Annotated in this window: 19 protein-coding genes; 2 read left to right on the top strand and 17 right to left on the bottom strand. The window is 65.4% G+C overall.

Going from position 1 to position 21932, the window contains the following annotated elements; translation table 11 throughout:
• Nucleotides 1-152 precede the first annotated feature (152 nt).
• Nucleotides 153-1196 (top strand): LCP family protein, encoded by a 1044-nt coding sequence (locus B3H64_RS00410; RefSeq protein ID WP_286732061.1) that lies wholly within the window; start codon nucleotides 153-155, stop codon nucleotides 1194-1196.
• 44 nt (nucleotides 1197-1240) lie between these two features.
• On the opposite strand, the gene cysK is transcribed toward B3H64_RS00410, so the two are convergent.
• The 11 genes from cysK to B3H64_RS00355 form a co-directional block, all read right to left on the bottom strand.
• The gene (cysK, locus tag B3H64_RS00405; protein WP_286732060.1) at nucleotides 1241-2158 is read right to left on the bottom strand and encodes a cysteine synthase A; all 918 of its coding nucleotides are present in this window, start codon (nucleotides 2156-2158) and stop codon (nucleotides 1241-1243) included.
• Between the two features lie 81 nt (nucleotides 2159-2239).
• A complete protein-coding gene (locus tag B3H64_RS00400; protein ID WP_050617153.1) occupies nucleotides 2240-3130 on the bottom strand; it encodes a MetQ/NlpA family ABC transporter substrate-binding protein in 891 nt (296 codons plus the stop codon).
• 418 nt (nucleotides 3131-3548) lie between these two features.
• Nucleotides 3549-4322: a methionine ABC transporter permease gene (locus tag B3H64_RS00395; protein ID WP_050617154.1), complete on the bottom strand. Its 774-nt coding sequence runs from the start codon at nucleotides 4320-4322 to the stop codon at nucleotides 3549-3551.
• On the bottom strand, nucleotides 4315-5346 hold the full coding sequence (locus tag B3H64_RS00390) for a methionine ABC transporter ATP-binding protein (protein WP_050617590.1): 1032 nt from the start codon (nucleotides 5344-5346) through the stop codon (nucleotides 4315-4317). The genes B3H64_RS00395 and B3H64_RS00390 overlap by 8 nt, the downstream gene beginning before the upstream one ends.
• Nucleotides 5347-5475: 129 nt before the next feature.
• A complete protein-coding gene (nifU, locus tag B3H64_RS00385) occupies nucleotides 5476-5916 on the bottom strand; it encodes a Fe-S cluster assembly scaffold protein NifU (RefSeq protein ID WP_050617155.1) in 441 nt (146 codons plus the stop codon).
• Nucleotides 5917-5945: 29 nt separating this feature from the next.
• Complete coding sequence (gene nifS / locus B3H64_RS00380; RefSeq protein WP_050617156.1) at nucleotides 5946-7139, bottom strand: cysteine desulfurase NifS; 1194 nt, start codon at nucleotides 7137-7139, stop codon at nucleotides 5946-5948.
• A 149-nt stretch (nucleotides 7140-7288) separates the two neighbouring features.
• Nucleotides 7289-7723: an RrF2 family transcriptional regulator gene (locus tag B3H64_RS00375; RefSeq protein ID WP_050617157.1), complete on the bottom strand. Its 435-nt coding sequence runs from the start codon at nucleotides 7721-7723 to the stop codon at nucleotides 7289-7291.
• Between the two features lie 92 nt (nucleotides 7724-7815).
• Nucleotides 7816-8838, bottom strand: a complete 1023-nt coding sequence (locus B3H64_RS00370; RefSeq protein ID WP_286732059.1) for an aldose epimerase family protein — start codon at nucleotides 8836-8838, stop codon at nucleotides 7816-7818.
• A gap of 3 nt (nucleotides 8839-8841) precedes the next feature.
• Complete coding sequence (galE, locus tag B3H64_RS00365) at nucleotides 8842-9828, bottom strand: UDP-glucose 4-epimerase GalE (protein ID WP_238074162.1); 987 nt, start codon at nucleotides 9826-9828, stop codon at nucleotides 8842-8844.
• Between the two features lie 19 nt (nucleotides 9829-9847).
• The gene (gene galT / locus B3H64_RS00360; protein ID WP_286732058.1) at nucleotides 9848-11335 is read right to left on the bottom strand and encodes a UDP-glucose--hexose-1-phosphate uridylyltransferase; all 1488 of its coding nucleotides are present in this window, start codon (nucleotides 11333-11335) and stop codon (nucleotides 9848-9850) included.
• Between the two features lie 14 nt (nucleotides 11336-11349).
• Entirely contained in the window at nucleotides 11350-12633 is a 1284-nt protein-coding gene (locus B3H64_RS00355; protein WP_286732057.1) for a galactokinase, read from the bottom strand.
• Between the two features lie 151 nt (nucleotides 12634-12784).
• On the opposite strand from B3H64_RS00355, the gene B3H64_RS00350 reads away from it, so the two are divergent.
• A complete protein-coding gene (locus tag B3H64_RS00350) occupies nucleotides 12785-13606 on the top strand; it encodes an AraC family transcriptional regulator (protein WP_286732056.1) in 822 nt (273 codons plus the stop codon).
• A 46-nt stretch (nucleotides 13607-13652) separates the two neighbouring features.
• On the opposite strand, the gene B3H64_RS00345 is transcribed toward B3H64_RS00350, so the two are convergent.
• The 6 genes from B3H64_RS00345 to B3H64_RS00320 form a co-directional block, all read right to left on the bottom strand.
• Nucleotides 13653-14699 (bottom strand): galactose ABC transporter substrate-binding protein, encoded by a 1047-nt coding sequence (locus B3H64_RS00345; protein ID WP_286732055.1) that lies wholly within the window; start codon nucleotides 14697-14699, stop codon nucleotides 13653-13655.
• Nucleotides 14700-14729: 30 nt separating this feature from the next.
• Nucleotides 14730-15689, bottom strand: a complete 960-nt coding sequence (locus tag B3H64_RS00340; protein ID WP_286732054.1) for a sugar ABC transporter substrate-binding protein — start codon at nucleotides 15687-15689, stop codon at nucleotides 14730-14732.
• Nucleotides 15686-17485, bottom strand: a complete 1800-nt coding sequence (locus B3H64_RS00335; protein WP_286732068.1) for a sensor histidine kinase — start codon at nucleotides 17483-17485, stop codon at nucleotides 15686-15688. The genes B3H64_RS00340 and B3H64_RS00335 overlap by 4 nt, the downstream gene beginning before the upstream one ends.
• A 45-nt stretch (nucleotides 17486-17530) precedes the next feature.
• Complete coding sequence (locus B3H64_RS00330; protein ID WP_050617164.1) at nucleotides 17531-19117, bottom strand: response regulator; 1587 nt, start codon at nucleotides 19115-19117, stop codon at nucleotides 17531-17533.
• Between the two features lie 105 nt (nucleotides 19118-19222).
• Nucleotides 19223-20272, bottom strand: coding sequence for a galactose/methyl galactoside ABC transporter permease MglC (locus B3H64_RS00325; protein WP_094762309.1), 1050 nt, complete (start codon nucleotides 20270-20272; stop codon nucleotides 19223-19225).
• Between the two features lie 16 nt (nucleotides 20273-20288).
• The gene (locus tag B3H64_RS00320) at nucleotides 20289-21788 is read right to left on the bottom strand and encodes a sugar ABC transporter ATP-binding protein (RefSeq protein WP_050617165.1); all 1500 of its coding nucleotides are present in this window, start codon (nucleotides 21786-21788) and stop codon (nucleotides 20289-20291) included.
• Between the last annotated feature and the right edge of the window lie 144 nt (nucleotides 21789-21932).

Raw genomic sequence — 21932 nt, 5'->3', positions numbered from 1 at the left:
GAATGCTCGGGCGCCCGGCGCGGACTCTCTTCCGCGCCGGGCGCCCTTTCTCAAATTCTAAAGTTTTTCTGAATGCGGCAACTTTCTCTTGCCGCCGGGCGTCTAACCTTGTATACTGAGCATTGTTGACATAATTCTTGGGAGTGAACGCTGTGGCAAAGCGCATACAGAAGAAACGAAGGCCCTCCCGCCTGCGCCGGGCGGGCCGGACGCTCTACCGCACGGCGGTGGCCCTTTCGGCCCTGATCGTCGCGGGCTTCGTGGCGTGGCAGGTACTGGTGCGTCCTCCCGCGCAGAGCGCCGCCCCCCCATCCACGGCCCCCCTTCCCACTGCCTCCCAGCCCGCGGGAGAGAGCGCCGCCCCTCAGGAGCCCGCCGAGGAAACGGCTCCGCCGCCGGAGCGCCGGGCGTACACCTACACCTTCCTGCTGGCGGCCAGCGATCAGTCCAGCGGCAACGCCGACACCATCATGGTGGCCACTTACGACGTGCCCAACGCCAAGGTGGGGGTGGTCTCCATCCCCCGGGACACCCTGGTGGACCGGAAGACCCCCAAGATCAACGCGGCCTATCTGGGTAAGGACGGAGCCTCCACCCTGAAAAGCGTGGTGGCCGACCTGGTGGGCTTCCCCATCGACTACTACATCACGGTGGACATCTCGGCCTTCAAGGCTCTGGTCAACGCGGTGGACGGCGTGGACTTCTACATCCCCTGCGACATGGATTACGACGACCCCACCCAGGACCTCTCCATCCACTACCAGGAGGGGATGCGGCACCTGGACGGGGCCCAGGCGCTGGAGGTGGTGCGCTTCCGCCACAACAACGACGGCAGCGGCTACACCGACGTGGGCCGGTCCCAGACCCAGCAGAAGATGCTCGCCGCCATCGCCAAAAAGGTATTTTCCCTCTCCAGCGTGACCAAGTTTAACCGCTTTGTGGATATCTTCACCAGCTATGTCAAAACCGATCTGTCCGCCAGCGACATCGCCTATTTCGCCTCCAATGCCCTATCGGTGGATCTGGCCGCCGGGCTGTCCACCGGAACCCTGCCCGGGGACGGTACCGTCACCTACCGGGGAACCAGGTGGTGCTATCGCCTCTATCCCCAGGAGTGCCTGGATCTGCTCAATCAGACCGTCAACCCCTACACCACCGACCTGACCCTGGATCGGGTCCATTTCTTTCAGGGATGAAACACGCCCCGTGAGCCGCGGCTCACGGGGCGTGTTTGGTTTCCTTACCGCTGGAATACACCGGTGGAGAGATAGCGCTCCCCGGTGTCCGGCAGAACGGCCACGATGGTCTTGTCCCGGTTCTCCGGCCGGGCCGCCAGAAGGGCGGCGGCCCGGGCGGCTGCGCCGGAGGAGATGCCCACCAGCAGCCCTTCCCGGACGGCCAGGTCCCGGGCGGCTGCGCAGGCATCGTCCCCGGGGATGGGCAGGACCTCGTCCACCAGGTCCCGGTCCAGCACAGACGGGACGAAGTTGGCTCCGATGCCCTGGATCTTATGGGCTCCCGGCTTGCCGCCGGAGAGAACCGGGGACTCGGCGGGCTCCACCGCCACCACCCGGACAGCGGGGTTCTGCTCCTTCAGGTAGCGGCCCGCCCCGGTGAGCGTGCCGCCGGTACCCACCCCCGCCACATAGATGTCCACGGTGCCCTCGGTATCCCGCCAGATCTCCGGGCCCGTGGTCTCGTAGTGGGCCCGGGCGTTGGCCGGATTGTCAAACTGGGCGGGCATCCAGGCCCCGGGCAGGGTGGCCAGCAGCTCATTGGCCTTGTCGATGGCCCCCTGCATCCCCGCAGGGCCGGGGGTGAGCACCAGCTCCGCCCCCAGGGCGGACAGCAGGCTCCGCCGCTCCGCCGACATGGTCTCGGGCATGGTAAGGATGACCCGGTAGCCCCGCAGGGCGGCGATGTAGCTCAGGCCCACGCCGGTGTTGCCGCTGGTGGGCTCCACCAGGACGGAGCCGGGCCGCAGCAGGCCCCGCGCCTCGGCGTCCCGGATCATATAGAGGGCCGCCCGGTCCTTGGCCGAGGACAGGGGATTAAAGCACTCCAGCTTGGCCAGGATTCGGGCGCCGGGCGCATAACGCTCCAGGGCCAGAAGGGGCGTATTGCCGATCAGGTCGGTGAGGATGTGGGCGATCTGCATGGTATCTCCTCCAATTCCATCGGATGTTTTCCGGGAGAAAAGCCCGTCCAATCGGCGGACGGGCTTTTTCAACGCGGTTTTTTAGAACACGGGCACCACGGCGCCGGCGTAGGTCTCGTCGATGAAGTCCTTGACCTCCTGGCTGGTCAGGGCCGCGGCCAGGGCCTGGATGGCAGGGCTGTCCTCGTTGCCCTCCTTGACGGCAAGGACGTTGACGTAGGCGGTGGCAGCCTCGCCGTCGGCGGCCTCAATGGCCACGGCGTCGGCCACCTTCAGCCCGGCGTCAATGGCGTAGTTGCCATTGATCACGGCCATGTCCACGTCGGCCAGACGGACGGGAAGCTGGTTGGCTTCCAGCTCCACGATGTCCAGGTTCTTGGGGTTCTCAGCGATGTCGGCCTTGGTGGCGGTGATGCCGGCACCCTCCTTCAGGGTGATGAGCCCCTCCTGCTCCAGCAGCAGCAGCGCCCGGGCCTCGTTGGTGGTGTCGTTGGGCACCGCGATCTGGGCGCCGTCAGCCAGGTCGGCAATGGAAGCGGTCTTGCCGGCATAAAGGCCGAAGGGTTCGTAGTGGACATCGGCGGCGCTGACCAGATGGGTGCTGTCACTGACGTTAAACTCATTCATGTAGGTGACGTGCTGGAAGTAGTTGGCGTCCAGCTCGCCGCTCTCCACGGCCAGGTTGGGCTGGATATAGTCGTTGAACTCCACGATCTCCAGGGTGATGCCCTGCTCGGCCAGGAGACCCTTGACCACCTCCAGGATCTCGGCGTGGGGGGCGGGGGTGGCGCCCACCTTCAGGACAGTACCCTCCAGGGGGTTGGACGCAGCGGGCGCGGAGGGCTCCACGGGGGCGCTGGAGGCGGGCGCGCTGGCGGAGGGGGAGGGACTGGCGGTGTTCCCGCCGCCACAGCCGGCCAGAAGAGCGCAGGCCAGCGCGCCGGTCAGGAGCAGAGAGACAAACTTTTTCATGATACATTCTCCTTTTCCTTCAAACTGAAGTGATTTGAACTATGTGAGCCGCCGGAGCGGGATTCACCAAAAGAAAACGTCCTTGACGTGCCGAAAGACACATCAAGGACGAAAGCAAACGCTTCGTGGTACCACCTTGCTTCGCCCGGACCTCGCGGCCAGGGCCTTAGAGCGTACAGGACAGACCGATACGCCAGCGCGATCACGGGCGCTTCCCGTCGCAGCCTGTGCCTTTCGGCAGTCGGTGCGCAGCTCCAAGACCATGTTCAGCGCGGCCTTCCGTACCCCTTCCCACCAGCCGGGGCTCTCTGCAACGTATCTCCGTGCCTACTCTTCTCTTCCTTGCCTTTGTTGAGCGGTATTCGATTGTTTAATAGTTTAATCCAGGCACCACCCGCTCGTCAAGTGGGAATTTTGCTCACATAGTGCCTGGAATCTTGCGCTCCTTTTGTATATTCTGTCCAGTCTCTTTGCGCCGACGCCTCTTTCCGCCGGGGCCGATCCGGCGGTCGAACCGGACCGCCAGGCAAGTGCCGACGGACTGGAAGATCTGCACCAGGATGACCAGCACCACCACCGAGACCCAGAGGATGATGTTCATGCGGCGCTGGTAGCCCAGATTCAGCGCCATGGAGCCCAGTCCGCCGCCGCCGATGGCGCCGGCCATGGCGCCGTAGCTGAGGATGGTGATAAACGCAGTGGTAAAGCCGGAGATGAGGGAAGGGCGGCTTTCCGGGATCATCACCTTGGCGATGATTTGCAGAGGGGAACAGCCCATGGATTGAGCGGCCTCCACCACCCCCTTGTCCACCTCGCGGATGGACGCCTCCACCAGACGGGCCACGAAGGGGAAGGCGGCCACGATGAGGGGGATAATTGTAGCCACCGTGCCGATGCTGGTACCCAAAATCACCCGGGACAGGGGGATGACCAGCACCATCAGGATCAGAAAGGGCACCGAGCGCAGGATGTTGATGATCACGTTGAGGGCGCTCATGACGGGCCGAGGCAGGGGCCGCACGCCCCCCTCCTCCCCTGCCACCATCAGCACACCCAGGGGCAGGCCGATGACGTAGGCAAAAAAGGTGGCGATGACAGTGACGTAGCAGGTCTCCCAGATGGCGAACAGCAGGCCGTCCTTGCCCAAGGACAGCAGGCGGACCACCTCCGGATTTTGCAGCAGCTCACGCATGGTAGTCGCGCACCTCCTCCACCGTGACATCCTTCTGGGCCCTGAGATAGCTCAGAGCTCTGGCGGCCTCCGCCGCGTCCTGGGGCAAGCCCAGCAGCATGGAGCCAAAGGCCTTGCCGCTCACGTTGCGGGTGTCAGCCCCCAAAATGTTGACTTTAACCCCGCAGTCAATGGCCAGCGAGGCGATGAGCGGCTCATAGGAGGAACCGCCGTTGAAGGCGATGCGCACCACGTTGGCCGCGGGGAACTGGTCGATATGGGCCCCCTCGGGGTAAACCAGCCGCCGGCCCGCCTCGGTCTTGGGGTTGGAAAAGACCTCCTCCACCGTGCCGGTCTCCACCATACGGCCGTGCTCCAGGATGGCCACATGGGTGCAGATCTCTTCCACCACCGCCATCTCATGGGTGATGACGATGACGGTGATGCCCAGGCGCCGGTTGATGTCCTGGATGAGCCGGAGGATGGCCCGGGTGGTGGTGGGGTCCAGGGCGGAGGTGGCCTCGTCGCACAGCAGCACCTTGGGATCGGAGGCCAGGGCCCGGGCGATGGCGATGCGCTGCTTCTGCCCGCCCGAGAGCTGCACCGGATAGGCGTCCGCCTTGTCGGGCAGGCCCACGATGTCCAGCAGCTCCAGAGCCCGCTTGCGGGCCTGGGCCGCCGGGACGCCGGCGATCTCCATGGGGAAGCAGATGTTCTTCAGACAGGTGCGCTGCATCAGCAAATTAAATTGCTGAAAGATCATGCTGATGGAGCGCCGGGCCTGACGGAGCTGGGTGGGCGTCATCTGGCACATGTCCAGCGGGCCGGTCCCTCCGCCGTCCACTAGGCCGTCCACCAGGACCTGACCGGAGGTGGGCTTCTCCAGCAGATTGATGCACCGGACCAGGGTGGACTTGCCCGCGCCGGACATGCCCACGATCCCAAAAATGTCTCCGGTCCGGATGGTCAGGCTGATGTCCTCCAGGGCGTGGAGCTCTCCCTCGCCGGTATGGAAGGTTTTTGACAGGTGTTTGAGCTCGATCACGGAAACGATCTCCTTCTGGGACTGTTTTTCCAAACAATTCCCATTTTTTCTGGGCAAAGCCCGGAATTTCATGCATAGTTCATTCTATGACAAGAGGTCGCGCCTGTCAAGGAGAAAAGCCCGGAACACTCAGTGGCAGGAACAGCAGGAGCCGTGCTCTCCGTCCTCACAGGGCAGTCGGAGGGATTCCGGCACCGGCCTGCCCTGCCGCCGGTAGTAGTCGGCCAGCGCAGCCTTGATGGCCTCCTCCGCCAGCACCGAGCAGTGCATCTTATAGGCGGGCAGGCCGTCCAGCGCCTCGGCCACCGCGGCGTTGGTCAGGGTCATGGCCTCCTCGATGGGCTTGCCCTTGATGAGCTCGGTGGCCATGGAGGAGGTGGCGATGGCCGAGCCGCAGCCGAAGGTCTTGAACTTCACGTCGGTGATGACGCCGTCGTCAATCTTCAGGTACATCTTCATAATATCGCCGCACTTGGGGTTGCCCACCTGGCCCACCCCGTCGGCGTTCTCGATCTCCCCCACATTCCGGGGATGCTCAAAGTGATCCATTACCTTTTCTGTATAAAGCATGAGGAATTCTCCTTTCTGTATTCAAGCTCTCAGGCGGTCAGGTCCCAGGTGGGCCGCTGCGCGGCCTTGTCCCACACGGGGGACATCTCCCGCAGGTAGCTCACCACGGCGGGGACCTCCTTCAGCAGGTAGTCCACATCCGCCTCGGTGTTGTCCGCCCCCAGGCTCAGACGCAGGGAGCCGTGGGCCACCGCATGAGGCAGACCGATGGACAGCAGCACATGGGAGGGGTCCAGGGAGGCGGAGGAGCAGGCCGAACCGGAGGAGGCGCAGATGCCCTTGGCGTCCAGGTGGAGCAGCAGGGCCTCCCCCTCCACCCCTTCAAAGACAAAGGAGGCGGTGCCCGGCAGGCGGTTCACCGGGTCGCCAGTGAGACGGGAGCAGGGGATCTGGGTCAGGCCCTGGATCAGCCGGTCCCGCAGGGCAGTCAGCCGGGCGGACTCGTCCTCCAGCCGGGCCACGGACTCCTTCAGCGCAACGGCCATGCCCGCCGCTCCAGCCACGTTCTCCGTGCCCGACCGGCGGCCCTTCTCCTGGCCGCCGCCATGGATGAGGGGCGGCAGGCGCAGGGGCTTGCGCATATACAGGGCCCCGATGCCTCGGGGACCGCCGAACTTGTGGCCGGACAGGCTGAGCAGGTCGCAGCTCCAGGCCTCCACATCCACGGGGATGTGGCCCACCGCCTGCACCGCGTCAACGTGGAACAGCACCCCGGCGGCCCGGGCAATGGCTCCGATCTCGGCCACGGGCTCAATGGTGCCGATCTCATTGTTGGCAGCCATCACAGAGATCAGGATGGTATCGGGCCGGAGGGCGGCCTGCACCGCCGCCGGGTCCACCCGGCCCTGGGCGTCCACCGGCAGGTAGGTCACCTCATAGCCCTGCTTTTCCAGGTACTGGGCCGTGTGGAGGATGGCGTGGTGCTCGATGGCGGAGGTAATGATGTGCCTGCCCTTCTTCTGACGGAGCTCCGCCACCCCGCGCAGGGCCCAGTTGTCGGCCTCGGTGCCGCAGGAGGTGAAATAGAGCTCCTCCGGCCGGGCGTTCAGACAGGCGGCGATATCCGCCCGGGCGGCTTCCAAATCGGCCTTGGCCTGCTGACCAAAGGAGTAGAGACTGGAGGGATTGCCATAAGCCTCCTGCAGATGGGGCATCATAGCGGCCAGCGCTCCGGGGGAAAGCCGGGTGGTGGCGGCGTGATCGGCATAGAGAAAACGGGACATAGGATCGACTCCTTCCGAAAACTTTTTAATTCCCTTATTCATATCTGTTTACTAGGATTATAGGCCGGAATCGCTGGCTTGTCAAGGGCGTTTTTGAAACTCTGTATCAAAAATGGGCCCGGCATCCAAATGGCCGGGCCCATACACGGTTACGGATTGGCTTGGTCCTGGGTCTTTTGGTGATACTGCTCCACCAGGTCGCGCAGGGTGATGTGGTCCACCACGGAGGACACCGCTTCCTGGATCTGCCGCCAAACGTCCACGGTGACGCAATGGTCCACCCGGTCGCAGCAGTCGCTGCCGTCCACACAGCTCACCGGCGCCAGGCTCCCCTCCAGCGGGCGGAGAATCTCCCCCACCGTATAGCTGCCCGGGTCCCGGGTCAGCAGGTAACCCCCGCCCGCCCCCCGGACGCTCCGCACCAGACCGGCGCGAGAGAGTGAGGTCACAATCTGCTCCAGATATTTGTCCGAAATGCCCTGACGCTTGGCCACGTCCCGCAGCGAGACGGGCTGGCCGTCGTTCGACAGGGCCAGGTCCAGCATCAGCCGCAGGGCATACCGCCCTTTCGTGGAAATTTTCATGGCACGCCCTCCTTCTTTTCTCCTTATAATACCACCGAGAAGGTAGGATTTCAAGCAGGAAAAGCGGTTTTGCGGAAAATCCCAGCCTGGACTTATGGCTCGGTGCGAAAACGGTAGACGGTGCGCTGGCGGTAGGTCTCTCCCGCCCGCAGGACCGGCGATGGAAAGCTCGGTTGGTTGACTGCATCTGGAAAATACTGGGTTTCCAGGCATACGGCATGGCGGGGACCGTAAAGGGCACCACCTTTCCCCCTTCGCTCCCCCAGAAAACCGGCGGTATAGACCTGTACCCCGGGCAGGGTGGTCTCCAGCTCCAGCGCCACGCCGGTCTCCGGGCTGGAAAGGACGGCGGCGGGCCCCGTCGCCGGGCTGCGCAGCACAAAATTGTGGTCAAAGCCCCGGGTCCCGGCCAGAAAGGGGTGGTCCAGCCGGTCTCCCAGCCGGGCGGGGGAGCGCAGGTCCAGGGGGGTCCCCGCCACGGAGGCAAGCGCCCCGGTGGGGATATTGCCCGGCCCACAGGGGGTGTAACGGTCGGCCGCCAGCGTGAGGATCTGGCCGTCCACCGGCCCGCTGTCGTGGCCCGCAAGATTGAAGTAGGTGTGGTTGGTCAGGTTCACCACGGTGGTCTTGTCACTGACCGCCCGGTAGTCGATGGTCAGCGCGGCGTTTTCCAGGGTATAGGTCACCTCCACCCGGAGGTTTCCGGGGAAGCCTTCCTCTCCATCCGGGGACTCCAGGGAAAAAGCCACGCTGTTTCCCCGGCAGGCAAAGCGCCACAGCTTCTGATGGAAGCCTTCCGCGCCGCCGTGGAGGCTGTTCGTCCCCTCGTTGGCCGTCACCTGGTACTCCCGGCCGTCGATGGTGAACCGGGCCCCGCCGATGCGGTTGGCGCACCGGCCAATGGTGGCGCCCAAGCAGGCGTCCAGAGTCCGGTAGCAGTCCAGATCGTCATAACCCAGGCAGATGTCCGTGGGCTGCCCCGCCCGGTCCGGCACCCACAGGCTGCGGACCGCCGCGCCCAGGGGAAGAAGCTCCGCCGTGCACACCCCATCCGACAGGCGGATCACCGGCACATCCTGGCCGTTCACCGCCCCGAATGGCTTTACCTCATACATCCCTCAGCCCTCGTAGCCGTCCGGATGGCTCTGGTGCCAGGCCCAGGCGTCGGCGATGATCTGTTCCAGACCCCGGGTGGGCTTCCAGCCCAGCACCTGGGCGGCCTTGGCATTGGAGGCGATAAGCACCGACGGGTCCCCCGCCCGGCGGGGCTCGATTTTAGCGGGGATGGCCCGGCCGGTGACCTTTTGGGCCGTCTCCACGATCTCCTTCACCGAGAAACCGTCGCCGCTACCCAGGTTGAACACACCGCTCTCTCCGGTCCGTTCCAGGTGCTCCAGGGCCAGCAGGTGGGCCTCCACCAGGTCCCGGACATGGATGTAATCCCGGATGCAGGTGCCGTCGGGGGTGGGGTAGTCGTCGCCGAAGATGCCCACGTGGCTCCGCTTGCCCAGCGCAGCCTGGAGCACGATGGGGATGAGGTGGGTCTCGGGGTGGTGGTCCTCCCCGATGCCGGCGTCGGGGTTGGACCCGGCGGCGTTGAAGTAGCGCAGGGCGGCATAGTGGATGCCGTAGGCCCGGTCGCACCATTTGAGCATCCCCTCGATGGCCAGCTTGCTGGCCCCGTAGGGATTGGTGGGGTCGGTGCGGTCGGTCTCCTCAATGGGCTGCTTCTCCGGCTCGCCGTAGGTGGCGGCGGTGGAGGAAAAGACGATCTTGTCCACGCCGTGGTTCTTCATGGTCTGGAGCATGGTCTGGGCTCCCGCCACATTGTTGCCATAGTACTTGAGGGGATCGGTGACGCTCTCCCCCACCAGGGAATAGGCGGCGAAGTTGATGACCCCGTCGATGTCGAACTCGGTGAACACCCGGTCCAGGAAGGCGGCGTCCCGCACGTCCCCCACCCGGAGTCTGGCCCCCTTCACCGCCTGCCAGTGGCCGGTGCACAGGTTGTCCGCCACCACCACGTCATAGCCCTTCTCCACCAGCAGCGCCACCATGTGGCTGCCGATATAGCCGGCCCCGCCGGCCACCAGAATGGTTTTCATAAGCTGTCTCCTTTTCGCGTCATCTGACGCTGTCAATAAACCGCAGGAAGGCGTCGCGCCCCTGCTGCGTACACTTGTAGACCCCCGCGTGCTCCAGCACGGCGGCAAATACCTGTCCGATCTCCTGCTCCAGAATGCCCGTGACATTCTCCCAGGTGAAGGCGTACCGCGTTTGCAGCTCCTCCGCCCAGTCGGCGTGCTTGGCCAGGGCCTCGTCGGCCCGGAGGTCGCCGCCGCTCACCAGCACGTCGGCCAGCGCCGCCATCTCCCCCTTCAGCCGGGCGGGAAGCACCGCCAGCCCCATCACCTCGATGAGACCGATGTTCTCCTTCTTGATGTGGTGGAGCTCCGGGTGGGGGTGATAGACACCCAGGGGATACTCCGCTGTGGTGATGTTGTTGCGCAGCACCAGATCCAGCTCAAACTGTCCCTCCCGCATCCGGGCGATGGGGGTGATGGTGTTGTGGGGCTCGCCGTCCGTCTCTGCAAAAACAAAGGCGTCGGCGTCGGTGTAGCCCCGCCAGGCGGTCAGCACCCGGTCGGCCAGGTCCACCAGCCGCCCGTCGTCGGCGCAGCGCAGGCGGAGCACCGACATGGGCCACTTGACGATGCCCGCCTCCACATCGGCGTAGCCGGGGAAGGAGACGGCCCGCTCCACCGGGGCCTTCTCCATGGCGAAGGTATACCGCCCGCCCTGGAAGTGGTCGTGGCTGAGGATGGAGCCGCCCACGATGGGCAGGTCGGCGTTGGAGCCCACAAAGTAGTGGGGGAACCGCTTGACGAAGTCCAGCAGCTTCCGGAAGGCGGAGCGGTCGATCTTCATGGGGACATGGCGGCTGTTGAGGGCGATGCAGTGCTCGTTGTAGTAAACATAGGGGGAGTACTGCAAAAACCAGGGCTGGCCGTCGATGGTGATGGGGATGACGCGGTGGTTCTGCCGGGCGGGGTGGTCCATGCGTCCGGCGTAGCCCTCGTTCTCCCGGCAGAGCTGGCACTTGGGGTAGCCCCCTTGGGGGGCCGCCTTGGCGGCGGCGATGGCTCGGGGGTCCTTCTCCGGCTTGGACAGGTTGATGGTGATGTCCAGGTCGCCATAGGAGGTGGGTGTGACCCATTTCCGGTCCCGGGCGATGCGGTAGCGCCGGATATAGTCGGTGTCCTGGCTGAAGCGATAGTACCAGTCGGTGGCCTCCCGGGGCGAGCGGGCATACTTCTCCTCAAAGGTACGGATGACCTGGGAGGGGCGGGGGGTCAGGCGGCCCATCAGCTCGGCGTCGAACAGGTCCCGGCTGGTGACGCCGTCCTCAAGGATCCCCTGGGCCACGGCGTAGTCCAGCAGCTCCCCCAGGATGGCCTCCAGGGGGCGCGCCTCGACCGTCTCCGGCGCTTCAAAGGTCTTTTTGCCCAGAGCATCCAGCAGGCGGTTGACGGCCCAAACCCGGTCGGTCTCCTCGATGAGGCCGGTGCGGACGGCGTAATCGGCCAGAGCGGCCACAGCGTTGTCGATCATCTCTCCGTCCCCCCTTACGCCAGCCGCACACCGCCCGCCGGGCGGATGGACAGGACATGACAGCTCCCGGCGCCCAGCACGGCCTCCGTCCGGGTCTGGAACTCTGCCAACAGGTCCGCCGGCACAAAGGCCTGGACCGTGCCGCCGAAGCCGCCGCCGTGGACCCGGACGGCCCCTTTGCCGTTCAGGATGCGCTCGCACAGGGCGATGGCGAGCAGCAGCTCCTGATGGGTGGTCTGGCCGGTGGGGACCACGTTCTGGAGGTAGAGGGCGGAGGACCGGCCCGAGTCCCGCACCAGGGCCAGGAAGGCGTCGAAGTCACCGTCCTTCAGCGCCTGGGCCTGCGCCCCGGCCCGCCGGTTCTCGGCGTAGCAGTGGAAGGCCCGGAGGACCGCCCGGTCTCCCGCCGCCACACGCACCCGGGGCAGGTCGGCCAGGAAGGCCTCCTCGGGCACCTCCCGCAGGACCTCCTTGCCGAAGCAGCGGCACACCGCCCCCAACTCGGCGGTGATGGCGGCGTATTCCGCCGTCAGGTCGGCGTGGCCCGCCCCCGAGTCCAGGATGCACAGGGCGTGGCCGGTGGCGGCAAAGTCCAGGGGGATCTGCTCCACCTGAGGCCGGGCCGGGTCGGCAAAGTCGATGGCTACCACGCCCCCCACCGAGGAGGCGGTCTGGTCCATCAGGCCGCAGGGCTTGCCGAAGTAGACGTTTTCCGCGTACTGACCGATCTGGGCGATCTCCACGAGGGAGCACCGGCCGGGCCAGAACAGCCCGCTCAGCATGGCGCCCACCAGCACCTCAAAGGCAGCGGAGGAGCTCAGGCCGCTGCCGCCGGGCACATTGGAGACCACATAGGCGTCCAGGCCCGCCCCCTGCAGGGGACAGCCCAGGGCGGCCAGGCGGGCGGCCACGCCCCGGATCAGGGCCGCGGAGGTGTTGGCCTCCTCCGGCCGGGGGGACAGCTCCGCCAGGTCCACCACCAGGAGGGGATACCCCTCGGACTGGACCCGGATCATGCCGCTCTGGTTGGGGGCGGCGGCGGCCAGCACATCCAGGTCCACGGCGGCGGCCAGCACCCGGCCGTGCTGGTGGTCAGTGTGGTTGCCCCCCAGCTCGGTGCGGCCGGGGGCGCTGAACAGGGCCTCCGGCCGGCTGCCGAAGGTCTTGGCATAGCGGTCCAGCACCCCGGCGCAGCGGGCGCGGGCCGCCTCCAGGCGCGGCGCCCCATAGAGCCGGACCAGAGTCCCGTCCAGCTCCCCGGCGGTCAGCCGCGCTTCCAGCGTCCGATGTTCGTTCATTCGGATCTCCTCCTGTCTGTTTGTCTCTATCCTATCAAGTCTAGGCCGGAAATGCCATTCACTCCCGTCGCTTTTCCATGGATTTTAGTTGCATCCTTCCTCCACATCCTGTATGCTGTTGGTAAGAATGCAGCAGGGAGGGATGGCGGATATGGCGCAGGGCTTCAAGCACTCCTTCAAGGCGGCGGACCGGGCGGAGCTGCCGCTGGTGGTCTACAATTCCGGATTTCAAAAGTGTGCGCCGGGCTACGCCTGGGGTCCCGGCGTCCGGGACCACTATCTGATCCACTATGTGGTCTCCGGCCGGGGGACGCTGGAGCTGGAGGGCAGGACTTTCGTCCTGGGGCCGGGGGACGCCTTCCTCATCCGCCCCGACGTGCCGGCCCGCTACGCCGCGGCGGCCTCCGACCCCTGGGAGTATTACTGGGTGGGCTTTGCCGGGGTGAGCGCCGGGCTGTTCCTGGCCCAGACTGGCTTTGCCGGCGGGAGCTCCGTGTGCGCCCTGGCCGAGGGGGACCGCTTCCGGCGCTCCCTGTTGGAGATCTACAAGGCCCGTGGGAGCGGCTACCCCAGCGCCGTGCGCATGGCGGGCTATCTTCAGGCCGCCCTGGGCCTGCTGATGGAGGCCACGCCCCCCAGTGGGGAGGAGGCCCTGGCCCTCTACGCCCGGCATGGGGCGGAGTTCATCCACCAGAACTACTCCCGCGGCCTCACCATAGAAGAGGTGGCCCGTCAGGTGGGCGTGAGCCGGAGCTATCTCTACCGGGCCTTCCGGGCCGAGTTCGCCTGCTCCCCCAGCGACTACCTGGCCCGCTGCCGCATCCGGCGGGCCTGCCAGCTCCTGCGCCACAGCACCCTCAGCGTGGGCGCCGTGGCCAACTCGGTGGGATTCGAAGATCACTTCTATTTTTCCCGGACCTTCCGCCGGATCACCGGAGTCTCCCCCACGGCCTACCGGACCCCGCGCTCTTGAAAAAGGTCCCCCGGAAGCGCGCTTCCGGGGGACCTTTCCGCCCGTTTCAGGGACTCCGGAAGTCCGCAAGGTTGTCCTGGGTGACTGTGGCATAGGACAGCCAGACATATTTGCCGTCGGTCAGCTCCACCGCTCCTTCCGGCTTTTCGCCGCAGGCCAGAGCGCAGGCCAGCTCCACCAGGGCGCGGGCCTGCCCGGCGGCGTCGTTCTGGACGGTGCCCTTCAGGGCCCCCTCCTCCATCGCGTCCAGAGCCGGAGGGGTGGCGTCCACCCCCACGATAAAGGGCAGCTCCTCCGCCGTCAGCCCGGCGTCCAGGCAGGCGTCGATGGCTCCCAGGGCCATGTCGTCGTTGTTGGCAAAGACCGCTTCGATCTGTCCGCCGAACTCCTCCAGCCAGAGCTGCATCCGGGCGGCGGCCTGGCCACGCTGCCAGTTTGCCGTGTCATTGGCCAGCTTCTCCGTGGCCACTCCCGCCTGGGTCAGGGTCTTGACGCTGTACTCCGTGCGCAGCAGGGCGTCCTGGTGGCCGGGCTCCCCCTCCAGCATCACATATTGCAGCACGCCGTCCCCGCTGCGGTCCAGCCCGGCGGGGTCGGCCCTCCAGGCGTCCAGGACGATGCCGCCCTGGAGTTGCCCGGACTGGGCCCCGTCGGAGCCCACATAATAGGCCCCCTCCCACCGGGCCAGGTCCTCCTCCACTGGCTCCCGGTTGAAGAAGAGGACGGGCACCCCCGCGGCCTGGGCCTTGTCAATGATGACGGCCGCCGCCGTCCGGTCCACAATGTTGACGCACATCACGTCATAGCCCTGAGACAGGAAGCGGTCCACCTGCTCGTTCTGGGCCGACTGACTGCCCCGGCCGTCGGCCACGTTCAGATTGAGCTTGATGTCCCGGGCCTGCTCCTCCTCCCGGGCAAACTGCTCCAGATGCTGCACCACAGTGGAGATGAAGGTGTCGTCCTGCTGATAGAGGGCCACCCCGATGCGGACGGTGACGGGCCCCTCCCGGCTGGAGCCGGAGCAGCCCGCCAGCAGGAGCAGAGCCAGCAGGAGCAGGCCGGCGGTCCGCCGACGCCATACGCGGTATTCCATTCGGGCCTCCTTCCGTGTTTGGAAGCCACCTCACCGGGTGACCGGGAAGAGGAGCTTCTGGTTGTCCGGGTCATACATATTCTCCTGGCGGATGAGGGAAAAGTCCAGGGGGGCGATGGCAGCTTGATCCTGGCCGCGGGCGGACCGCACCGCCGCCTCCACCGCCAGGTAGCCGGCAGCAAACTCATTCTGGGCGGCGCTGAGGGTGATGCTGCTGCGCTCCAGATAGGAGGCGATGGTGCTGGTGGCCCCGGTACCGTAGACCAGCGGTGGCTTCTCCTGCCCCTGCGCCAGTTGGGCGGCCTGCTCCAGGGCGGAGGGCTCAAAGGCAACCACCGCGTCCGGCCGCCGGGCCTGGAGGGTGGCGTTCAGGGTCTCCGCCAGGCTGTGTCCGCCGGAGAGGGTGCACAGATACACCGACCGGCCCGCCTCCTCCAGCACCCGGGCGGCCTCGGTCAGCCGCCGGGATACCCCGGCGCTGCCCGGCGCACTGTCCACCAAAACGGCCTCGCCTCCCTCCGGCACGCCGTTGAGGGCGGCCAGCCCCAGCGCCTGGCCCAGCGCGGCGTTGTCCACCGAGATGCACGCCTTCGCCCCGCTGTCCGCCAGGTCCGACTCCATGGTAACCACCGCGGCGTGGGAGGCGGCCGCCTTTACGGCGTCCGCCAGGTCCGCGGGGTCCGCGGGAACCAGCACCACCGCATCGGCGCCGCCCTCCACCTCCCGGGCAAGCAGGCTGCGCTGCTCCTCCGCGCTGTTGGACTGGCTCAGGGTGAGAAAGCGCAGCTCGGCCCCCAGGTCGGCGGCGGCCTGCTCCATGCCCTGTCGGGCCGCCGACCAACCAGTGCTGTCCGCCTCCCGGATGATGACTGAGACCTCCAGCAGCTCGGTGTCCTGACGGCCGGGCTGGTCAAAGGCCACCAGGGAGAAGAGCACCCCCAGGCCCAGGGCCACCAGAATAGACATCTGCAGCATGGTCCTGTGCTTCATGCCTCTCCCTCCCTTCGCACGGCGGCCGCCTCCGGCCCCTCCAGAACCGGGAGGCGGATGCACACCGTGGTGCCCGCGTCGGGTTCGCTGTGGATGGCAAGGCCGTACTCCTCCCCGAAGGTGAGCCGGATGCGCTGGTGCACATTCCGCAGCCCGATGCCCGATCCCTTGGTGCCCGGCGCGGCGGCGTAGCTCTGGTCCAGCAGCCGCTCCACCGTCTCTTCGGGCATACCGGGGCCGTTGTCGGCCACCTCGATGACCACGTCCTCCCCGTCCCGGCGGGCCCGGACGGCAATCTCCCCGTCCCCGTCGGCATAGGCCATGCCGTGGTAGATGGCGTTTTCCAGGATGGGCTGGACAATGAGTTTGATGGTGTAAAGGCCCTCCACCCCGTCCTCTGCCGCAATGACGGCGGAGAACTTGTTCTTGTAGCGCATCTTCTGGATGGTCAGGTAGTGCCGGGCGTGCTCCAGCTCGTCGGCAATGGGGATGATGTTGCTGCCCCGACTCAGGGAGATACGGAAAAACCGGGCCAGGGAGGTCACCATGAGGATGGCCTCGTCGGTGCGGCCGTTCTCGGTCATCCACACCACCGAGTCCAGCGTGTTGTAGAGAAAGTGGGGGTTGATCTGAGACTGGAGCACATCCAGCTCACTGCGCCGCTTCTGGGCCTCCTGCTCAATGATGTCGTCCATCAGGTGGCGCATGGTGGACACCATGGAGCGGATGGAATGGCCCAGGTGCTCGATCTCATAGGGCCCGCTGACGTCGATATCCACCTCCTCCCGGCCGGCCTCCAGCTCCTTCACTGCCCGCTCCAGCGTCTTGATGGGCACGGAGATGCGCTCGGACAGGTGGAGGTTGACAAAGACCAGCAGGAAAATGGAGAAGAGCACCACAAAGAGGAAGAACAGCAGGAGCTGACCGTAGTTGTCCCAGATGTTGTCGGCGGGCACCACGCCCACCAGCTTCCAGCCGGTATAGCCCACGGTCTTGACCGTCACCTGGCGCTTGGCGCCGCCGAAGGTCTCGGCATGGCTGCCGTCCTCATACCATGCGGCCGTCCGGTTGTTCTCCTCCAGCAGTCCGGCATAGATGAGCTGCTGCCGGGGGTGGTAGATGATCTCCCCGTCCCCGTCGATGAGATAGAGGTAGCCGTCGGAGGAGGCCAGCTCCACGTCCTTGCAGATCTGCTCGATCCCGCTGAAGCTCATATCCACCAGCAGCACGCCCCCCTCGATGGAGCCCGCCCGGGTCAGCTCCACCTGCCGGCTGAGGGAGACCACCCAGCGGTAGCGGTAGTCCGGGTCCTCGAACAGATTCTGGACGTGGGGCGTGGAAAAGTGGAGGTTCTCGATCCGGTCCACCGCCGCGGCAAACCAGTCCTGCCGCTGGGGGGAGACGCTCTTTTTCAGCGTCGCCAGAGGCGTGGCCGACACCAGCTCGCCGCTCTGGGCGAACACGGCGATGGACACCAGGGAATCCCGGTTGTTCTCATAGAGCAGGGCCATCTGGGCGTCCAGGCTGTCGCTGTCCAGGTCGGCATTCTTGATGACCCGGTAATACATGGTGTCCGACACCCGCATCATGCCCCGCAGGTAGGCGTCCAGATTCAGATTCACCTGGGCCAGAACCCGCTGGCTGTTCTTGGCGAGCTGGGCGTTGTTGGAGGCGGAGAAGCGCAGGAACAGGGTCAGCCCCAGGAAGATCATGCCCGCCACGGCCACGGCGGTGAAGGAGAGGGACAGGATGACCTGGATACTGGATCTGCGGTAAAACTTGCCCCAGCGCTCCATGATGGAGCTCAGAAATCCGCCCACGGTCCACCTCCCTTCCGCGCCTCACCCCGCCCGAAACTTGGTGGGAGAGACGCCAAAATGCTTTTTGAACACATAGCTGAAATAGTTGGGGTCCAGATAGCCGGTCTGCTCGGCAATCCGGTAGGTCTTGTCCTCGGTACCCCGGAGGAGCTCGGCCGCCTTCTCCATGCGCACCACCGTCACATAGGCGATGAAGCTCATGCCCGTCTCCCGCTTGAACAGCGTGGAAAAATAGGCCGGGCTCAGGTGGAGGTGCTCACACAGCTTCTCCACCGACAGCTCGCTCTCGGCGTAATGCCCGGCGATAAAGGCTTTGGCCTTCTCCACCGTCCGCCAGGCCGAGTCGGTCCGCTGCCGGCCGATGAGCTCCCGGATGCGCAGGCAGCGCGCCAGGCACCAGGTCCCCAGCTCCTCTGGCGAGCTGAAGTCGGTGATCTGCACCGCACCGGTAAAGCCGGCGCCAAAGACGGCCTCCAGCTCCAGATCGGCCTCCCGGGTGAGCTTCAGCAGACAGGTGAGCAGCTCCAGGAAGAAGAGGTGGCACTGGGACAGGGCCAGCCCCGCCCGCCGGAGCTTGTCCGCCAGGCGGTCCACCGCGGCGCGGATATCCTCCTCGCCGCCCAGCTTCACCGCTCCGGTCAGCTCCCGCTCGTCGTTTTCGTCAAAGGCCAGGCGGGCCTCCGCACCGGGCTCCAAATCTCCGATGTAGATGGCCCGGCCCGTACCCACCAGCACCCGGTAATCCAGCGCGCTGCGGGCCCCCGCCGCCGACTGGGACAGCTCCCCCGGCGAGCCGCAGGGGGCGCCTACCCCCACGGTCAGGGTCAAATTCAGATAGCTCTTGGCCAGCTTGCAGGCCCGGTCCAGCTCCTCAATGAGATCGTAGATGGGGGCCTCGGCCTGGGGAAAGCTGGCCAGGATGGCGATGGCGTCGTTGTAGAGGAACACCTTGGCGCAGCAGGTCCCCGCGCCCAGGTTCTCGTCCAAAAGCTGCTGCACCGACAGGGAGAGCAGCTCCCGCTGGGCCTGGGGCACGTCGAAGTGGGTGAGGGCCGCCGCCCAGGAGCTCCCGCTCAGGTCCAGGTCCAGCCGGGCCGCCCGGTCGTAGACCTGCCCGGCAGGGATGCGTCCCTCCAGCAGGTGGGCATAAAACAGCTCCCGCAGGACAGGCAGGCTCTCCTCATAGCGGCTGCGCAGGATCTCCAGATCCTGGCGCTGGGCCCGCTCGGTATCCAACTGGTCCCGCAGCTTGCGCAGTACCTCGGACAGCTCGGGGGCGTTGATGGGCTTGAGGATATACTCCGACACGTTCATGCGGATGGCCTGCTTGGCATATTCAAAGTCGTCAAAGCCGGAGAACACCACGAACTTGGCGGCCGGCAGCCGCTGGGTCAGGATGCGGCACAGCTCCAGGCCGTCCATGAAGGGCATCTTGATATCGGTGAGCACCACGTCGGGCCGGAGCTGCTCGGCCAGCTCCAGCGCGTCCTGGCCGTTTTCCGCCTCCCCCACCAGGGAGAAGCCCAGTCCCGCCCAGTCCATTTTCCGGCTGATGCCCACCCGGATATCCTCCTCGTCGTCCACCAGGAGCACACGATAGGGGTCCATGGGAGATTCCTCCTCTTTCATCTTACATGTAGTATACCACAGGCCGGGAAAAGATACAAAGGGCGCGCGTCCGTCGGATGCGCGCCCTTTTGCAGGTCGGAAGGCTTATTTCTTGACCAGGTATTTGCGCATGTCCAGCGCGCAGGCAAACAGGATGATGCCGCCCTTGATGAGGTACTGTAGGTTGGGGTCCACCTTCATCATACTCAGGCCGATAAAAATCAGCCGCAGCATGAGCACGCCCACCATAACGCCGCGGATCTTGCCGATGCCGCCGACGAAGCTGACGCCGCCGATGACGCAGGCCGCAATGGCGTCCAGCTCGTAGTTGAAGCCGGTGTTTGCGGTGTTGGAGCCAATCCGGGCACCCTCGATGAAGCCGGTGAAGCCATACATGGCGCCGGCCAGGGCAAAGACCAGGATGGTGGTCAGGAATACGTTGACGCCGGAGACACGGGCGGCCTCCTCGTTGGCGCCCAGGGCGAACATGTTCTTGCCGAAGGTGGTCTTATTCCAGATGAACCACATGATGAGCGTCAGGATAACGGCGAAGAGCACATACCGGGGCACCGGGGTGTCGCCCACGCGGAAGAGCTCGCCCTTGACAAAGTCGGTATAGCTGGCGTCCAGATTGGAGATGGCCATGCCCTTGTTGTTGCCCATCTGCACGTAGAGCAGCAGCAGGGTGTAGACGATGAGCTGGGTGCCCAGGGTGACGATGAAGGGATGGAGCTTGAACTTGGCCACAAAGAAGCCGTTGAAGGCTCCGAAGGCCGCGCCGATGAGCATGGCCACAGGGATGACCACCCAGATGGGCAGGGTGCCGATCTCCGGCCACATCTTGTTGGCCAGGTTGGCGGCGCTCTGGAGCAGGGAGGCCGAGATGCAGGCGGTCAGGCCCACGATACGGCCGGCGGACAGGTCGGTGCCGGTGAGCACGATGCAGCCGCCGATCCCCAATGCGGCAGGCAGATAGGCCGCCGTCTGGGACAGAATGTTGATAATGGAGGCGGGTTTCAGAAAGTTCGGGTTTACGACGGCTATGTAGATCACGGCGATGATCATCAGGATGAGCAGGGCGTTGTTCAGCAGCAGGTTGCCCACCCGCTTGGCATCCCACGCCTGCCGCTCCAGGGCCTTGGATTCTTTACTCATTGCGGCTTCCTCCCTCTTAAACATATTTGGCAGCCAGGGTGAGGATTTCCTCCTGGCTGGTATTTTTAGCGTCAACCTCTCCGGCTAGCTGGCCGCCCGACATGACCAGGATGCGGTCGCAGACGCCCAGCAGCTCCGGCATCTCGGAGGACACCATGATAACCCCCTTGCCCTCGTTGGCCAGATCGATGATGAGCTGGTAGATCTCATACTTGGCGCCCACGTCGATGCCGCGGGTGGGTTCGTCCAGCAGCAGCACCTCCGGCTTGGTCAGCAGCCAGCGGCCGATGATGACCTTCTGCTGGTTGCCGCCGGACAGCGAGCGGATCTGGGTCTTCTGGCTGGGGGTTTTGATGTGCATGGCCTCGATGGCCCACTTGGTGTCTTCCTCCATTTTCTTGTCGCTGAGGCAGACGCCGCCCACCAGATAGTTTTTCAGGTTGGAAATGACCGTATTCTCCCGGATGTCCCGGATGCCGAAGATACCGGTGGCCCGGCGCTCCTCAGTGAGCAGGGCAAAGCCGTTTTTAATGGACTCCCGGGGGGTCCGGTTCCGGATGACCCGGCCATGGAGCTTGATGGTGCCGCCCGCCTTGGTCATGGCGCCGAACAGATTCTCCAGCACCTCGGTACGGCCGGAGCCGTCCAGGCCGGCGATGCCCAGAATCTCCCCCTTGCGGAGCTGGAAGGATGCGTCCTTTAGGCGGGTGTACTTACCCGCCAGGTGCTCCACCTCCAGGATGACTTCGCCGGGCACGTTGGTCTTGGGCGGGAAGCGGTTGGTGAGCTCCCGTCCCACCATCAGCTTGATGATCTCCTCCATGGTCAGCTCCTTGGCCGGCCGGGTGGCCACCCAGGTGCCGTCGCGCATGATGGTCACTTCATCGCTGATGCGGAGGATCTCCTCCATTTTGTGACTGATGTAGATGATGCCGCAGCCCTTGGCCTTGAGCATATTGATGATGCGGAACAGGTGCTCCACCTCCACCTCCGTCAGGGAGGAGGTGGGCTCGTCAAAGACAATGACCTTGGCGTCGTAGGAGACGGCCTTGGCGATCTCCACCATCTGCCGCTGCGACACGGGCATGGCAGACATGGTGGTGCTGGGGTTTACCTTGACCTCCAGCTCGTCAAAGATTTCCTTGGTGCGCTTGCGCATGACGGCCTCGCTGACCATGATGCCGCCCACCTTGGGGTAGCGACCCAGCCACAGGTTGTCCTGCACGCTGCGGGTCAGGGCCTGGTTGAGCTCCTGGTGCACCATGGCCACCCCGTTCTCCAGGGCCTCTTTGGAGCTCTTGAAGTTGACTTCCTTGCCATCCAGGACGATGGTGCCGCTGTCCTTGTTATAAATGCCGAACAGGCACTTCATCAGGGTGGACTTGCCTGCGCCGTTCTCTCCCATCAGGGCGTGCACCGTGCCGGGCCGGACCTTCAGGGATACATTGTCCAGAGCTTTGACGCCGGGAAATTCCTTGCTGATGCCTTTCATTTCCAGCAGTGCCGGCTGATCCATATGCTTCCTCCTCTCCATGGCGCTCCCCGGAGGAGCGCTGCTGTGTGGAGCCGCCGCGCCGGGCGCATCCCGTCCGGCAGGCGCCCGGCGCCGGGGCTCCACGGCGTAAGCGGGGCTGCCAGATGGCAGCCCCGCTCGTCCGTT

It is taken from the genome of Intestinimonas sp. UBA1698 (genome assembly GCF_002320075.1).
GTDB lineage: Bacteria > Bacillota > Clostridia > Oscillospirales > Oscillospiraceae > Intestinimonas > Intestinimonas massiliensis.
Note: the sequence above shows the minus strand (reverse complement) of the source record. Positions and strands in the feature narration are given on the sequence as shown.

Excerpts from the sequence above, each read along its gene's own strand:
- cysK (WP_286732060.1), bottom strand. The coding sequence starts at position 2,158 with ATGCAGATCGCCCACATCCTCACCGACCTGATCGGCAATACGCCCCTT.
- B3H64_RS00400 (WP_050617153.1), bottom strand. The coding sequence starts at position 3,130 with ATGAAAAAGTTTGTCTCTCTGCTCCTGACCGGCGCGCTGGCCTGCGCT.
- B3H64_RS00395 (WP_050617154.1), bottom strand. The coding sequence starts at position 4,322 with ATGCGTGAGCTGCTGCAAAATCCGGAGGTGGTCCGCCTGCTGTCCTTG.
- nifU (WP_050617155.1), bottom strand. The coding sequence starts at position 5,916 with ATGCTTTATACAGAAAAGGTAATGGATCACTTTGAGCATCCCCGGAAT.
- nifS (WP_050617156.1), bottom strand. The coding sequence starts at position 7,139 with ATGTCCCGTTTTCTCTATGCCGATCACGCCGCCACCACCCGGCTTTCC.
- B3H64_RS00375 (WP_050617157.1), bottom strand. The coding sequence starts at position 7,723 with ATGAAAATTTCCACGAAAGGGCGGTATGCCCTGCGGCTGATGCTGGAC.
- B3H64_RS00370 (WP_286732059.1), bottom strand. The coding sequence starts at position 8,838 with ATGTATGAGGTAAAGCCATTCGGGGCGGTGAACGGCCAGGATGTGCCG.
- galE (WP_238074162.1), bottom strand. The coding sequence starts at position 9,828 with ATGAAAACCATTCTGGTGGCCGGCGGGGCCGGCTATATCGGCAGCCAC.
- galT (WP_286732058.1), bottom strand. The coding sequence starts at position 11,335 with ATGATCGACAACGCTGTGGCCGCTCTGGCCGATTACGCCGTCCGCACC.
- B3H64_RS00355 (WP_286732057.1), bottom strand. The coding sequence starts at position 12,633 with ATGAACGAACATCGGACGCTGGAAGCGCGGCTGACCGCCGGGGAGCTG.
- B3H64_RS00350 (WP_286732056.1), top strand. The coding sequence starts at position 12,785 with ATGGCGCAGGGCTTCAAGCACTCCTTCAAGGCGGCGGACCGGGCGGAG.
- B3H64_RS00345 (WP_286732055.1), bottom strand. The coding sequence starts at position 14,699 with ATGGAATACCGCGTATGGCGTCGGCGGACCGCCGGCCTGCTCCTGCTG.
- B3H64_RS00340 (WP_286732054.1), bottom strand. The coding sequence starts at position 15,689 with ATGAAGCACAGGACCATGCTGCAGATGTCTATTCTGGTGGCCCTGGGC.
- B3H64_RS00335 (WP_286732068.1), bottom strand. The coding sequence starts at position 17,485 with ATGGAGCGCTGGGGCAAGTTTTACCGCAGATCCAGTATCCAGGTCATC.
- B3H64_RS00330 (WP_050617164.1), bottom strand. The coding sequence starts at position 19,117 with ATGGACCCCTATCGTGTGCTCCTGGTGGACGACGAGGAGGATATCCGG.
- B3H64_RS00325 (WP_094762309.1), bottom strand. The coding sequence starts at position 20,272 with ATGAGTAAAGAATCCAAGGCCCTGGAGCGGCAGGCGTGGGATGCCAAG.
- B3H64_RS00320 (WP_050617165.1), bottom strand. The coding sequence starts at position 21,788 with ATGGATCAGCCGGCACTGCTGGAAATGAAAGGCATCAGCAAGGAATTT.